Below are 13,843 nucleotides of genomic sequence, written 5' to 3' on the forward strand. Positions count from 1 at the left end.
TTAAAGGAGGATTTCATGGTTCAGTCCAATAATGTCGAGTTGGAAGCCGCGGCTTTCAGGCAACTGCTTGCCCATTTGCAAAAACATACCGAAGTACAAAATATCGAACTGATGGTGCTAGCCGATTTTTGCAGGAATTGCTTGGCGAAATGGTATGCAGCTGCCGCAGCCGAGCGTGGTGTGGATATAGGCTACGAGCAAGCGCGGGAAATTGTCTACGGTATGCCGTACAGCGAATGGAAGGATCAATATCAACACGAAGCCACGGCTGAGCAGTTGGCTGCGTACGATGCTAAACAAAAACTAAAAGCGCAGTCATGACGACCGATAAACCCTTCGATGCAATGTTTTCCGGTGTGATCGGCCAGGAATATCAAATGCTGAAACTGATATGCCCATTTGCGACGGAAATGAGTCGCTTGGTCGGCGAGATCGTTGGCGCTTACTGTGAGAGGCAAAATACTCAGCAGACGGTGGTTGAACTCGGGGGTGGCACCGGCATTACCACATTGGCTATCCTGTCCGCTGCGGATAACTTGAAGGTATTAAGTGTCGATAACGAGCCCATCATGCAAAGTCAGGCGCAGCAGAGTTTGCGGGACTGGGTTGCTGCCGACAGATTGAGTTTTTCCAGCGACGATGCCTTAAGTGCATTGCAAGCGTTACCCAGTGACAGTGTCGATATTTTGGCGTCGGCATATACCTTGCATAACTTCCATATCGATTACCGCCGCCAGGTGCTGGCCGAAATATATCGAGTGTTAAAGCCGGGTGGACAATTCGTTAACGGTGACCGTTACGCATTGGACGATATTTCCGTGCATACCCGTAGCACCCAGCGAGAAGTTGGCGGCTATTTTAAGGTGTTGACTGAAATTAACCGGCTTGATCTGCTCGAACATTGGATTGTCCATTTGTTTAATGACGAGTCGGAAAATCACGTCATGCGTGAATCGGTCGCGTTGGCGCAGATGGCTGACGTCGGTTTTCGGGAAATCGAATTACAGCAGCGCATGGAGGTCAATGCCTTGGTAACTGCGATCAAATGACGTTTTTCGGTGCTTCGCTAATCAGGATTTGCCGCGCAATGTGCGGTTTAAACGAGAAAAAACATGGCTGAATCGACTGGTAGTAAAAACAAAAAAACCTTGGATGCATTCGCGGACGATTTGGATGCCATGCTCAATATCGGCGATCCTTCCGAGCAACAGGTTGGCACTATAGATGATGACGAAGCTATCGACCGTTTACTGGTGGGCGACGAAACGTTTGAGCGTAATGCTCAGCAGGAAATCGACGAGTTTGCGGATATCGATGAATTGCTGAGTGCGAATGAGCCCGGCGCAGCATCGAGTTTGGCCAGCGATATTGACGAGTTTGGCGACGATTTGGATAGCGACATTGGTATTAATCCTGGTCGCGAGCAACAAGTTATCGACGATGAGTTTGCCGATATTGTCGATGCCGAAAACCGCCAAGACCGTATAGAACTGGCGGACACCGATGTGTTCGAAGAAGTTGCGGAGTTAGAGCGCGTAGGTCAAATCGACGATTTTGTCGAGGATACGTCGATCGCCGCGTTGATTTTGCCGGAAACCGCCGGAGACGAACTGGAGAATATGGCGGAAATAGACGAGTTTTCCGATGATGCTGAATCAGTTGGCAGCAATGCTGATTTTTTGATTGCAGATTTTGATATTTCCGCGGATGACGAGCTCGCGCCACCGGCGCCGCCAAATGTCGATGATTTTGCCGATTCTGCGGAACCAAATGCTAGTGTTCAACCAAGTACGTCGGAGCCGGATCCGGGATTTGCGGCAGAGGCGAGCTATCAGGATAACGACGAAGAATTAGTCGTCGTACAGAGTCATGAGCCGGAAATCGCGCCAGTTGCCGAAGCGGTCGAGCGAGTTCAAGCTGCGCCGCCGGTACAGGTAATTGATCACAGCAGCGAAATTGCAGCGTTGAATCGGAATATCGTCGACATCAAAAAGCATCAACAACAGATTCGACACGACTTGACCGAGGCTGCGGGCAAGAATGAGTTGCTCGGCTGTCTGGATAGCCTGGAAAGCCTGCAGACCGAACAGAAAAAAACCAAGCGAGCCGTGGATGCCTTGGCCGCTAAAAAGCCGGTAAGCGCTTATGTTGCCAATGGTATTGCAGTTGCGGCTTTGTTGATTGGCAGCGGATTAGGTATTCAAGGCATGATTGCCAAATCGCAAGTCGGTGAATTGGTCACCATTATAGGTAAACTGCAGGAGCAGGTGAATGTAGCGCCGGCCTCCGATGCGGCCGACAAAGAGATGTTACGCAAGCAGTTGGACGAGTTGACGGTTAGCAACGGAGTGATGGCCACTCAGATCGCAGAGTTAAGCAAGGTGGGGCCTGCTGATCCTGGTGCCGCAAAAGCTGCTGGCGATCAGGCTAAGCCCTCTGCCGAAATCAGCAGCCAGATGATGCAAATCGGTGCCGCGATAGAAGCTTTGCAAAACAAGGTAAGCGCTTTGGAAAAAGGCCGAGCTGTGGCGGTCGCGTCGGTGCCTAAACCGGAAAAGAAAAAGCCGGAACCGGTTGAGGAAAATTGGGCGGTCAACCTGGTTGCTTTTAAACAGGACTGGTATGCCAAGAGTAAAGCTCAGGAGTTTGCGGGCAAGGGTGTGCCGGCCAAGGTAGTCAAAACCGAATCCAAAGGCGAAAATTGGTATCGCTTGTTTGTGGATGGATTTAAAACCCAATACGAAGCGGCGTCTTATGCAGCAAAGATCAAGAAAACCCTGAATCTCGATTCGGTGTGGGTTACCCGCAATAAAGAATAGCTATGGATAATCAGAAACTAGTCGTAGCGGTATCGTCTAGGGCTTTGTTCAATCTAGATGAATCGCATGCGATTTTCGAAACCCATGGCAAGGAAGCGTTTTGTCGTTATCAGATTGAGCACGAAAACGAAATTCTGCCGCCGGGTTTCGGATTTTCCTTGGTGAAGAAGTTTCTGGATATCAACAAAGCCTTTCCCGGCGCACCGCTGGTGGAGATTATCCTGTTATCGCAGAATAGCGCCGATACTGGCCTGCGCATTTTTAACTCGATTAATCATTATGAACTGGCGATTAGCCGGGCGGCATTTACCAGTGGTGTTTCACCCTATGAATACATTCCGGCATTCGGTGCGCATTTGTTTTTATCCGCCAATGGCGAGGACGTCAGAAAAGCCTTGGCTGCCGGTTATGCCGCTGCCACCATCGTCTCCGGCACTGTCGCTAATCCGTCGCCGCAGCTGCGGATTGCTTTCGACGGCGATGCGGTGTTGTTTTCCGACGAGTCCGAGCGGATTTATCAGCAACACGGTTTGGCCGCTTTTGCGGCCAATGAGCGCAACGAGGCGCACAGGCCTTTGTCCGACGGCCCATTGAAAGAGTTTTTAAGCGCTTTGCACCGCATACAGACTCATTTTGATCAAGAGCTGTCGCCGATTCGCACCGCGCTGGTTACCGCGCGCGCTGCACCTGCTCACGAGCGGGTCGTGAGAACCTTGCGGGCGTGGGGGATTAGAATAGACGAAGCCTTGTTTTTAGGCGGCATGCCCAAGGGCGCGTTTTTAAAAGCGTTTGGGGCCGATATTTTCTTCGATGACCAGAAAGGTCATTGCGATTCCGCGGAGTCGCATCAAATCGCCGCTGCCCACGTCCCCAATGGGATTACAAATCAAAACCGATCCTGAAGCGCGCTAACCACGGCGTGTTTTCCACGCAAGCTTTCAAATACAAGGTCTTGCCGTACAGTAAACTTATCTTACTGCCTACCATGTATTTGCCGTTGGCTAACAATACCTCGGGGTGATCGGTTTCCATGCCGATGACTATGGCTTTTTGGCTGCTGTCGCTGGCATTTTCGATGTCGTGGATTGTCACGCTGTCGACAATAGGTTCCAGCAAAATGAGTGTCACATCGTCGTACAGGGTTTGCTGGCGAACTATTACCAGTTTAGCGGGTTGCTGCTCGCGGCAAAGTAAGCCGATATCGCCGGTTGAACAATTGGGCGCAGGGCTTTCCGCTACCAGGAATTGTTTGCTGACATTGCGTAACAGGCTCAGACTAGTGCCGTGTTCCGGAAAACTGATGATCGAGGCATTGAGCGGTTTGTAAAAGCTTTTTTCATGTTCCAGCGGCACTAGAGACATGTCGCGGGCTAGAGATCTACCACGCGATAGCTGCGAGCTAAGGTTCATAATCTTCGATAATTTCTCTTCGCCTTGCAGATGAGCGCTGACGGCCACGAAACCTTCGAGTAAGTGTGCCGGCATCGGTGGCCCCATAGACACCGACGCAAAAATATTGCTGTACCCGCTTAAGTGTAAGGCCAGTTTGGTCTGCATGTTTGAATTCAGCTCGGTCTCGATTTCGCCAAGTTGCAATGCATGACCCAAGCTCAGGCAGCTGATGTATACCGAGCCGCGCGGCAATGTGCTGTTTGTACGCGGTACGGGGCCTGGTTCGTTGCCGAGGTTCCAAAAAAAACCGCAATCCGGACTGGTTTTTTTGTGGATTTCCAGCCGATTTTGCTGTCGATTGGCCAGCTGAAATAACTGGCCGATTTCCGTTGTTGGGTAGCGATTCGGTGTGCTGATTGCAAACAATAGGTTGCGTTTGACGACCTCTTCAATAGTGTTTTGTAGCTTGAATTCCTGCTGTTTGGACGAGATTGGCTTTTTTAACAGTTGCAGTTCGTCGGCTATCGTGTAAAGCAGGCCGCTTTTTTTCCATAAAGTGGTGGACGGCATTTCGTAAAACAGCGCAGTGCTGCGCAGACAGTACCCTACTAATTGCAAGGCGTAAAATATGGCTTGTTGGTTCTGCGTTGACTCGAGTTGTTTGGTCTCCACGCAGCGGCAAAAAGCCAGGCTCAAATGTCTGAGTAACTGAATGGATAGTTTGGCTATTTTAAGTGTTTTGTTGTTGGAGGCTATGTCCGTTTCGGAACGTGCGGCATTGGTCAATCCATTGGATAAATGCAATGTCAGCGGCGTTAAATTGATCAGTAGTGGCAAGGTGTTCGCGGCTGCGGCGTTGTGACGATTCAGTTGTTTAAGGACTTGATTCAACTGATTTGCGGCGTTCGCCGCCGGTAGCGTGCTTAATGAATTAATCCATCCTACGAGGGATTCTGTTGACAGCTCAAAAGGCAGGGATGCGTTATCGGTCATGTACTTGCGAGTTAAGTTGTGTTGAAAACATATCTTAAGTTTAGTTCAGATTGGCGGTTAAAGGCAGTTGCCAATTTTGCGAAACCTCGACGGCTGCATAAAATGCCGTTTCCATCGAATAAACACACCGGATTAATGAAGCGAATATTGAATTTTAAATGGGAGCTTGCCGCACCAGTTTTTGGTGCATTGCTGACCATGGCCTTTGCACCCTACGATTATGCTTACGCCGCGGTCGCCGCACTGATGTTCATGTACTGGGTTTGGCAGCAGCAAGCGCCGAACAGAGCCGCTCTTAGTGGATATTTGTTTGGTTTGGGCTTATTCAGTACCGGTATTTGGTGGACGTACATCAGTATTCACGATTTTGGTGGCGGCGACCCTTATAGCGCGATAGCGCTGACGGCTTTGCTGGTGGCGGTTTGGGCATTATTCCCGGCTTTAACCGGCTGGATGATTGCCAAAACCTTGTTGTGGTCCGGGCCGTGGTTACGAATAATCGCAGCAGCTATCGTTTGGGTAACGGTCGAGTATTTTCGCGGTTATTGGTTGTTGAACGGTTTCCCCTGGCTCCAAATCGCCTACAGCCAACTTTCTACGCCCTTGGCCGGTTTTGCGCCGCTGGTCGGAGTCTACGGTGTTGGGTTTTTATTGGCGCTGTCGGCCTTCGCCGCCGTGGAGATGTTCCGCGGTAAATTGACCGTCTTACGATGCTTGCCGGTTTTAGTCTCGATTTGGGTGGGAGGATGGTATCTGCAATCCGTGGCATGGACTCAGGCCGCCGGCGCGCCGATTAAGGTGACGCTGGTGCAAGGCAATATTGGTCAGGATCAGAAATGGCAAAAAAATCAGAAACTCAACACGCTCAGACTTTATCAAGAGCTTACCGAGCAGCATTGGGATTCCGATGTGATCATCTGGCCGGAGACCTCGATTCCCGCCTTTTTATCGCAAGTCAAAGAGTTCTACATCGATCCTCTGCAAACCGCCGCGCAAGCGCATGGAGTTGATTTGGTCGTTGGGTTGCCCAGCAGCGGGCAGGGCAAGGATTATTACAATAGCGTAATGACTCTGGGCGAAAAGCAAGCCTTGTATCATAAAAATCATCTGCTGCCGTTTGGCGAATATTTGCCGCTTCAGCCTTTATCGGGTTGGGTATTGGATAAATTGCAAATTCCGCTTGGCGATTTTGCAGCCGGTGGCGATCAGCAAACCTTGTTGACGGCGGGGGGGCATGCGTTTGTCACTACTATTTGCTATGAAGATGCTTTCGGCGAGTTGGTTGCCAGACAGGTTGCCGATGCGGGCTATATCGTTAATATGACTAATGATGCCTGGTTCGGCGATTCGTCGCAGCCACACCAGCACATGCAAATGGCGCGGATGCGAGCCCTGGAAACCGGCCGATATTTGGTGCGCGTTACCAACACCGGCGTGACAGGGTTCGTCGGCCCGGACGGCGCATTACGTAGCCAAGCGCCCTTGTTCAATACCACCACTTTGACAGATTATATCGTGCCGATGAGCGGCCTTACGCCTTATGTTATGTTGGGCGATAAAGGTCTTTTCGGGTTATTGGCGGTATTGCTGCTGCTTGTATATGCTTGGAGTCGCTGGTGTAGTGCAGTCACTTTCAAGCGGCACGCTAAAGCTGCCTAGAATTACGGCGATTAATCTTGAAAAATTAAGTCCTGTATCCACGTCAACGGAATAATTTATGCGCTATAAGCAAGGTAAATCTTCAGTTCTAGCGGGTGCGCTGACCTTAGTCTCGGTGGGATCCCTGGCTGAACAAATTTCAGAAACGCCCGCGTTCTGGTTGGAATCAGGGCAAAACAGCATCAAGGCTGCGGAGCGGCTTAAAGCTAACAAAGCGTTTGCCAAAAACGTGATTCTATTCGTTGGTGACGGTATGGGCATCTCTACTATTACTGCCGCGCGTATATTGGAAGGGCAACGCAAACCGGGTAATCGTGGCGGCGAGGAGAACTCATTGAGTTTTGAAACAGCGCCTTATGTGGCCCTATCGAAAACCTATAGCGCCAATCAACAAACCCCGGATTCCGCGCCGACCATGTCGGCCATTATTACCGGTGTGAAAACCAACGATGGCGAATTGTCGGTAGGCATGCAGGTGGCTCGCCAGGAAAAAAGTGCGGATGTTATCAATATCTACAAGGTGAAAACCTTGCTGGAACAAGCCGAGGAAAAAGGCCTATCGACTGGCGTGGTCTCTACTGCCAGAGTCACGCATGCTACTCCGGCGGCTTGTTATGCCCACACCTCCGAGCGCGATTGGGAGTCCGATGCGCAAGTTCCAGCTCGCGCCACTGTCAGCGATATTGCCAAGCAATTGTTGGACTTTAATTACGGTAACGGTTTGGAAGTGGCGCTAGGCGGCGGGCGTAGCATGTTTTTGCCCGATACCATGCCCGACCCGGAAGATGGCGACAAATTTGGTGGCCGCAAGGATGGTGTGGACTTGACCCAGCGTTGGCTGACGCAATATCCGAAATCGGCCTACGTCTATAACAAAGCCGGCTTCGATGCCATAGACCCTAGGCAAACCGAGCATTTGCTGGGCTTGTTCGAACGTTCGCACATGGAATATGAACATGATAGGCCGAGCGATAAAGGCGGGGAACCGTCTTTGACCGAGATGACCGAAAAAGCCATCGACATGCTGTCGAAAAATAATAGAGGCTATGTGCTGATGGTGGAAGCTGGTCGTATCGATCATGCCCATCATGCCGGCAATGCTTATAGGGCTTTGACGGAAACGGTGGAGCTATCCAATGCAGTCCGCAAGGCTTTAGAAAGAACCAATTCTAAAGATACTTTAATCGTGGTTACCGCCGATCACAGTCATACTTTTACTATCGCAGGTTACCCACAACGCGGAAATCCGATCATGGGATTGGTGAAGCAGTCCGGCGCCACAGGGTTTGCCAAGGATAGCAACGGTTTGCCTTACGCTACACTAGGATATGCCAATGGTCCGGGCTATCGAGGCCAAAACGGCCGCCCGGATCTAACTGCCGTGGATACCGCGAATCCCGATTTTTTGCAGGAAGCTGTCGTGCCACTAACCAGCGAAACTCATGGCGCCGAAGATGTGGCGATTTTTGCGTTTGGTCCCAAAGCATATCTGTTTCATGGCGTACAAGAGCAAAGTTATATCTATCAAGTTATGGCGCATGCATTGAAATTTAAGGCCGGTCGGTAAAAATTAGTCAAATTGGAAAAAAAATTGTCAGCACAAGTTTTAACGAAGAAATACGGGATAGGTAGGTTGTTGGACGGCCGCTTAGCCTTTTGCGTAGTCAGAAAATAGCATATGTTAATTTTTTTTCGGACGAAACAAACAGGCAAACAACTAACAGACTATTCTTTTAATCGATAAACCATGTAAAACATTCAGGAAAATAATCGCTATGGTCGAGGCTTTGACCGAGGAAACTACTCTCAGTATTTTGAAGGGCTTAAAAATACCTCCCCAGCCCCAAATCATGGTTGATTTGCAGTTAGAGAGCGCCATGCCTGGCGTATCGCTAGACCAGATTGCTGATATCATTAGCCGGGATATTGGCATATCCGGCGCCGCACTTAAGGTGATCAATTCGCCGTTCTTTGGCTTGCGGGGCAAGGTTACTTCGATCAAGCATGCCTTAAATCTTTTGGGCTTACAAAACACGCTTAACATTGTCAATGGTCTGGCGTTGCGCAATACTTTTTCTTACCAAAGCTTGGTGGAAATGACTGAGGTTTGGGATAACTCCTTCGATGTTGCCATGGCCTGTGCTGCAATCGCCAAGATTACCGGTATTGCGTCTGTCGACGAAGCCTATACCTTTGGTTTGTTTCATGACAGCGGCATAGCTTTGCTGATGGAAAAATTCGAAAATTACACGCAGGTTTTGAAAGCCGGCTATTCCGAAACAAAGCGCAATGTGACGGATATTGAAAACGCTTCTTTCGAGACCAATCATTCCGTAGTGGGCTACTACGTCGCCAAAGCTTGGCACTTACCTGAATATTTGTGTCAGGGGATAGCAGATCATCATAAAACCGAAGCTATATTTTCCGAACAATTTGCTTTTAACCCCAAAAGTAAAAACCTTTTAGCTCTGTTGAAACTGGCGGAAAACACATGTCTTTCCAATAAGCATTTGGGACATGCGGCAGAACATTACGAGTTTCATCGCATTAAAGACGACTTACTGATTTATCTGGGGCTTAGCGACTACGATCTTGATGACATTCAGGCAAGCGTGCGAGATATGCAGATACATTGATGCACACGCTAGGTGTAGCTATCCCTCAAAATGGCAGCGTAACGGGTACTCCAGGTTTTCTAAAATAGATCATCAGGCACATTGCCGACAACATTTAAATATGGCTCACCTACCCGGAGTTTTGTCTGTATGTCATGTGAGTGTCTGGTATCGAGAGCAGCAACCCAGCGGATAGCGATATAGACAAAAACGGAGTTGCGATAAGGTTGCCTGTTTTTACAGTTTGGGGTGTGCCCAAGAGAAATATCGGTCCAAAAAAAAAGCCGGGTATTATTCCCGGCTTCTGATTATCTGATTAGCAATTTAGGGCGTTTCCACGCTTTAAACATCCCATTCTGGCTGAATATTAGACCTGCCTATCGTCCGATCTCAACATCTCGCCACGCTTCGACGGCAAACTGAGCCAGTTCCTTGATTATTCCACGTAAGAATAACGCGAAGCCATAAGCCATTCCGGCTAGCATCAACACTGCAAATATTTTCATAAGACCTCCCACAAGCACCAAGCTTGCGAAATTCTGCCACCTTTCTAGCAAAACTCAATAGTGCTTTGGATCCTTTCGTTGGCGGGGGCTTTTAAAAAATCAAACAAAATCATCCAAAACAGACCCTTGCTAGACCTTGTTAAAGTTAATTAAATTTTAACAAAACGCCTGAACATCACGATCATGCCTTTGGTTTATGGGACATATGGTTAGTTGAACTGGCCAGGCAGCTAATTCGGCCTGGTGTTCTTATTGAGCCAGCCACTTGGAGGTAATCACATTACGGGCATTTTTGGAGCTTGGTTTCCTGGTTCGCAGCTTAGTACCTCTAGCTACCACCATCGTGCTGTTTGGCATAGATGAATCATGTCAGTTTACGGACCAAAAATGTCAGATGACTGTCACTTGTGGCAGCACTACGCCGACCAAAATGGATTTTCCGGTCATATTTATCGAGGTGACGAATGTGATTCTATTTTCAAAAAAATGGCGCGTTATTTGCGGTACATCTATTGTCAAATATGAGCGATTTACATTCCGGTACAACGCAAACTCTATTTAGTCGGTGTTCACGGGATAACGATTTTAATGGATCATCCAATTTGACCAAATCTCTTACTTTACTGTAGATAAACTGCCATTAGGGAATTACGATGATAAGCATATTCGGTAAATTCAGCTCGTTTAAAAACCGCAGCGCTGGTTTTCAAGCAAACCCTATTTATCTTTATGAGATAGATTTAAGGGGCCAAACGGCAAATTGGTTGAAGCAAGATATTCAGCAGTTGCAGAATCGATCAAAAAAATATCCGGTAGCTTAATGCCTTGGTAGCACAGGCCTATTGGAAGCTACCATCGAAGACGAGTTCCGAGCCGGCAGCGAGCGAATAGAGTCTGGCTATAGCATGGGTACCAGATCCAATTCAAACATAATCGCGTCCTCTCGACCGTTTTTGGCCGGATAATAATTTTTGCGGGTGCCGATTTCGCGAAAGCCGGATTTTCGGTATAAATTGATGGCGCCAGGATTACTGGGGCGTACTTCCAGGAATATTTTCTCGGCGCGAGACCGGGCGTATTCGATTAGGTGTTCCAGCATTTTTCGGCCGGCACCTTGACGTTGAAAGAGAGGGTTGACGCTGATATTCATAATATGAGCTTCGCCAGCCGCCACATTGATGATGCAATAGCCGACTATGCTGTCGTCTGCTGCCTCGCAGACCCAGCAGGTGTAAGTCATCGTGCGGAAACAATCTTTAAATATGCCTTCCGACCAAGGGAATTCGTAATTTAACTCTTCTATCTTCAAGACGCTGGTTAAATCAGCATGATCCATTTTACGTATCCGCATTAAGTCTTTGCTATCTACCGAATCGGGAAACACCTTGGCGTAAAATTCTCGGTCCGCGTCGTAAATTAGCGCATCTTTTAATTTATGTAACAGTTTCCACATGGTTTTATTTTTCTAGTTTTTGATAGACCGACAGCGCAAACTGCAAATCGCTCCAGGCTTTGGCCTTTTCCAGCAATGAGCGCAATAAGTAAGCCGGGTGGTGAATGACAATCAGGGGGATGTTGTGCAACTGGTGTTGGACGCCGCGCAATTTTGCCAGCGGTTGCTGGGTGTCGAGTAAGTTTTGTGCGGCAATCCGGCCTACCGCCAAAATAATCTTCGGCTGTATCAATTCGATTTGCTGTTGCAGAAAACCGTTACACGCTGCGACTTCTTCGGCTTGCGGGTCTCGGTTATTCGGCGGTCGGCATTTCAGCATATTGGCGATATAGACTTCCTCGCGTTTCAAACCCATCGCCCGCAACATTTCGGTTAGCAGTTGGCCGGCCTTGCCGACGAAAGGCTCGCCTTGCAAATCTTCGTTCTGGCCGGGCGCTTCGCCGATTAGCATCCAGGTCGCATGTTTATTGCCGACACCGAATACGGTTTGGGTGCGGGTTTCGCATAGTGAACAAGCCCGGCACAAAGAAACCTCGTATTGCAGGTCTTTCCATAGTTGATCGTTGGCGTGGGATGATGGCGACGAAGCGCAATGTTGCGGATATTCGCTGCTAAGGGTTTCGATGAAGCTCGACACCTCTCGGTTGGAAGATCTGCCTTGATGGGTTTCCCCTGAATTTTCGACCGAATTTTCAGGATGAACGGCCGCTGGCGGAATAGCGATGGGTTGGTGCCGGGGTACCCAGACATCAATGCCCATCGCCTCCAAATACTGCAAGCGGGTCGCGTTATCCATTGCAGCTCAAAAGTCAGACATCGCCTTTTTGCGGATGCTGGCGTTGGTCGGGGCTTTGCAGTTTGTTGACCGCGTTGATGTAAGCCTTGGCCGAGGCGATAACAATGTCGGTATCTGCGCCGGAACCATTAACAATGCGGCCTGCGTTTTCCAGTCTTACCGTCACTTCACCCTGGGCATCGGTACCGGTGGTGATGTTATTCACCGAATAAAGCGCCAGGGTCGCGCCGGTTTGTACCAAGCTTTCGATGGCTTTCAGGCTGGCGTCGACCGCGCCACCGCCTTGTCCGCTGCCAGTGAGTTCCTTACCGTCGACGCGAATGGTGACGGTGGCATTGGGCACTTCGCCGGTTTCCGAGCAGACTTTTAAGGCCACTAACTTGATATGCTCGTCTTCTGCTTCGAAGCCTTGCTCGGAAATCAAAGCCTGCAAGTCTTCATCGAAAATATCGTGTTTTTTGTCGGCCAATTGTTTGAAGCGAAAAAACGCATCGTTCAAATCCGCTTCGCCGGCAAAGTCCACGCCCAACTCAGCCATCCGGGTTTTGAAAGCGTTGCGGCCGGAATGTTTGCCCAAGACCATTCGATTGGTGGTCCAGCCCACATCTTCGGCGCGCATGATTTCGTAGGTTTCCCGATTTTTCAATACGCCATCCTGGTGGATGCCGGATTCGTGGGCGAAGGCATTAGCACCGACGATGGCCTTATTGGGTTGCACCGGAAAACCGGTGATGGATGACACCAGTTTTGAGCAAGTTACAATCTCGCGCGCATCCAAGCTAGTATCGCAAGCGAAGAAATCCTGGCGGGTGCGCACCGCCATCACCACTTCTTCCAAAGAGGCATTGCCGGCGCGTTCGCCCAAACCGTTGATGGTGCATTCCACCTGGCGGGCGCCATTCATTACTGCCGACAAAGAATTGGCAACGGCCAAGCCCAAATCGTTATGACAATGTACAGAAAATACAGCCTTGTCGGAGTTGGGGATGCGTTTGATCAAATTGGCGATGGTTGCGCCGAATTGCTGCGGCATGCTGTAGCCGACCGTATCCGGGATGTTAAGCGTCGTTGCGCCTGCGGCTATTACCGCTTCCAGGATCCGACACAAGAAATCTTCTTCCGAGCGGCCGGCGTCTTCCGGGGAAAACTCGACATTGTCGGTGTACTGCCTCGCGCGTTTGACGGCGCGCACCGCGTATTCGATCACCTGCTCCGGCTGCATATTCAGCTTTTTTTGCATGTGAATCGGCGAGGTGGCGATAAAGGTATGGATTCGGGAGCTTTTCGCGCCTTTTAAGGCTTCGCCGGCCCGATCAATGTCTTTATCCAGTGCTCTAGCCAAACCGCAAACTGTGCTGTCTTTAATCGCATCGGCAACAGCCTGCACGGCTTCGAAGTCGCCTTGGCTAGCCGCCGGGAAACCAGCTTCGATGACGTCGACTTTCATCCGCTCCAGCGCGCGCGCGATCCGGACTTTTTCATCGCGCGTCATTGAAGCGCCGGGGCTTTGCTCGCCATCGCGCAAAGTTGTATCAAATATGATTAATTTATCTTTCATGAGAACTCCGTTCATGAAATGTTCGGCGCTAAGGCCGAGAAACAGAAAATGG

General features: G+C 49.6%; 12 protein-coding genes. 8 read left to right on the top strand and 4 right to left on the bottom strand.

Going from position 1 to position 13,843, the window contains the following annotated elements; all coding sequences use genetic code 11:
• Positions 1-15 precede the first annotated feature (15 nt).
• The 4 genes from EBA_RS05470 to EBA_RS05485 all read left to right on the top strand — a co-directional run bounded on the left by EBA_RS05470 (position 16) and on the right by EBA_RS05485 (position 3,721).
• Positions 16-321 (top strand): DUF1244 domain-containing protein, encoded by a 306-nt coding sequence (locus EBA_RS05470; RefSeq protein ID WP_192373714.1) that lies wholly within the window; start codon positions 16-18, stop codon positions 319-321.
• Positions 318-1,049, top strand: a complete 732-nt coding sequence (locus tag EBA_RS05475) for a class I SAM-dependent methyltransferase (protein WP_192373715.1) — start codon at positions 318-320, stop codon at positions 1,047-1,049. The genes EBA_RS05470 and EBA_RS05475 overlap by 4 nt, the downstream gene beginning before the upstream one ends.
• Positions 1,050-1,112: 63 nt before the next feature.
• Positions 1,113-2,819 carry an SPOR domain-containing protein gene (locus EBA_RS05480; RefSeq protein ID WP_192373716.1) on the top strand — a complete coding sequence of 569 codons (1,707 nt, stop codon included), beginning with the start codon at positions 1,113-1,115 and terminating at the stop codon, positions 2,817-2,819.
• 2 nt (positions 2,820-2,821) lie between these two features.
• Complete coding sequence (locus EBA_RS05485) at positions 2,822-3,721, top strand: 5'-nucleotidase (RefSeq protein WP_192373717.1); 900 nt, start codon at positions 2,822-2,824, stop codon at positions 3,719-3,721.
• On the opposite strand, the gene EBA_RS05490 is transcribed toward EBA_RS05485, so the two are convergent.
• Entirely contained in the window at positions 3,699-5,204 is a 1,506-nt protein-coding gene (locus tag EBA_RS05490) for a hypothetical protein (RefSeq protein ID WP_192373718.1), read from the bottom strand. The genes EBA_RS05485 and EBA_RS05490 overlap by 23 nt on opposite strands.
• A gap of 135 nt (positions 5,205-5,339) precedes the next feature.
• On the opposite strand from EBA_RS05490, the gene lnt reads away from it, so the two are divergent.
• The 4 genes from lnt (at position 5,340) to EBA_RS05510 (ending at position 10,805) form a co-directional block, all read left to right on the top strand.
• Complete coding sequence (gene lnt / locus EBA_RS05495; protein ID WP_225615934.1) at positions 5,340-6,863, top strand: apolipoprotein N-acyltransferase; 1,524 nt, start codon at positions 5,340-5,342, stop codon at positions 6,861-6,863.
• Positions 6,864-6,921: 58 nt separating this feature from the next.
• Entirely contained in the window at positions 6,922-8,430 is a 1,509-nt protein-coding gene (locus tag EBA_RS05500) for an alkaline phosphatase (RefSeq protein ID WP_192373719.1), read from the top strand.
• Positions 8,431-8,638: 208 nt separating this feature from the next.
• Positions 8,639-9,499, top strand: a complete 861-nt coding sequence (locus EBA_RS05505) for an HDOD domain-containing protein (protein ID WP_225615937.1) — start codon at positions 8,639-8,641, stop codon at positions 9,497-9,499.
• 1,138 nt (positions 9,500-10,637) lie between these two features.
• Positions 10,638-10,805 carry a hypothetical protein gene (locus EBA_RS05510; RefSeq protein WP_192373720.1) on the top strand — a complete coding sequence of 56 codons (168 nt, stop codon included), beginning with the start codon at positions 10,638-10,640 and terminating at the stop codon, positions 10,803-10,805.
• Between the two features lie 77 nt (positions 10,806-10,882).
• Here the strand turns inward: EBA_RS05510 and rimI are convergent, their stop codons facing one another.
• Genes rimI through EBA_RS05525 form a run of 3 tightly spaced genes read right to left on the bottom strand, consistent with a single transcriptional unit; the run spans position 10,883 to position 13,791 of the window.
• Positions 10,883-11,437: a ribosomal protein S18-alanine N-acetyltransferase gene (rimI, locus tag EBA_RS05515; protein ID WP_192373721.1), complete on the bottom strand. Its 555-nt coding sequence runs from the start codon at positions 11,435-11,437 to the stop codon at positions 10,883-10,885.
• A 4-nt stretch (positions 11,438-11,441) separates the two neighbouring features.
• Positions 11,442-12,233: a uracil-DNA glycosylase gene (locus EBA_RS05520; RefSeq protein WP_192373722.1), complete on the bottom strand. Its 792-nt coding sequence runs from the start codon at positions 12,231-12,233 to the stop codon at positions 11,442-11,444.
• Between the two features lie 13 nt (positions 12,234-12,246).
• Positions 12,247-13,791, bottom strand: a complete 1,545-nt coding sequence (locus tag EBA_RS05525; RefSeq protein ID WP_192373723.1) for a 2-isopropylmalate synthase — start codon at positions 13,789-13,791, stop codon at positions 12,247-12,249.
• Positions 13,792-13,843 lie beyond the last annotated feature (52 nt).

It is taken from the genome of Methylomonas albis (assembly GCF_014850955.1).
Classification (GTDB): domain Bacteria; phylum Pseudomonadota; class Gammaproteobacteria; order Methylococcales; family Methylomonadaceae; genus Methylomonas; species Methylomonas albis.

Bases quoted from the DNA above. Each gene is read 5' to 3' on its own strand.
- EBA_RS05470 (WP_192373714.1), top strand. From the start codon at position 16: ATGGTTCAGTCCAATAATGTCGAGTTGGAAGCCGCGGCTTTCAGGCAA.
- EBA_RS05475 (WP_192373715.1), top strand. From the start codon at position 318: ATGACGACCGATAAACCCTTCGATGCAATGTTTTCCGGTGTGATCGGC.
- EBA_RS05480 (WP_192373716.1), top strand. From the start codon at position 1,113: ATGGCTGAATCGACTGGTAGTAAAAACAAAAAAACCTTGGATGCATTC.
- EBA_RS05485 (WP_192373717.1), top strand. From the start codon at position 2,822: ATGGATAATCAGAAACTAGTCGTAGCGGTATCGTCTAGGGCTTTGTTC.
- EBA_RS05490 (WP_192373718.1), bottom strand. From the start codon at position 5,204: ATGACCGATAACGCATCCCTGCCTTTTGAGCTGTCAACAGAATCCCTC.
- lnt (WP_225615934.1), top strand. From the start codon at position 5,340: ATGAAGCGAATATTGAATTTTAAATGGGAGCTTGCCGCACCAGTTTTT.
- EBA_RS05500 (WP_192373719.1), top strand. From the start codon at position 6,922: ATGCGCTATAAGCAAGGTAAATCTTCAGTTCTAGCGGGTGCGCTGACC.
- EBA_RS05505 (WP_225615937.1), top strand. From the start codon at position 8,639: ATGGTCGAGGCTTTGACCGAGGAAACTACTCTCAGTATTTTGAAGGGC.
- EBA_RS05510 (WP_192373720.1), top strand. From the start codon at position 10,638: ATGATAAGCATATTCGGTAAATTCAGCTCGTTTAAAAACCGCAGCGCT.
- rimI (WP_192373721.1), bottom strand. From the start codon at position 11,437: ATGTGGAAACTGTTACATAAATTAAAAGATGCGCTAATTTACGACGCG.
- EBA_RS05520 (WP_192373722.1), bottom strand. From the start codon at position 12,233: ATGGATAACGCGACCCGCTTGCAGTATTTGGAGGCGATGGGCATTGAT.
- EBA_RS05525 (WP_192373723.1), bottom strand. From the start codon at position 13,791: ATGAAAGATAAATTAATCATATTTGATACAACTTTGCGCGATGGCGAG.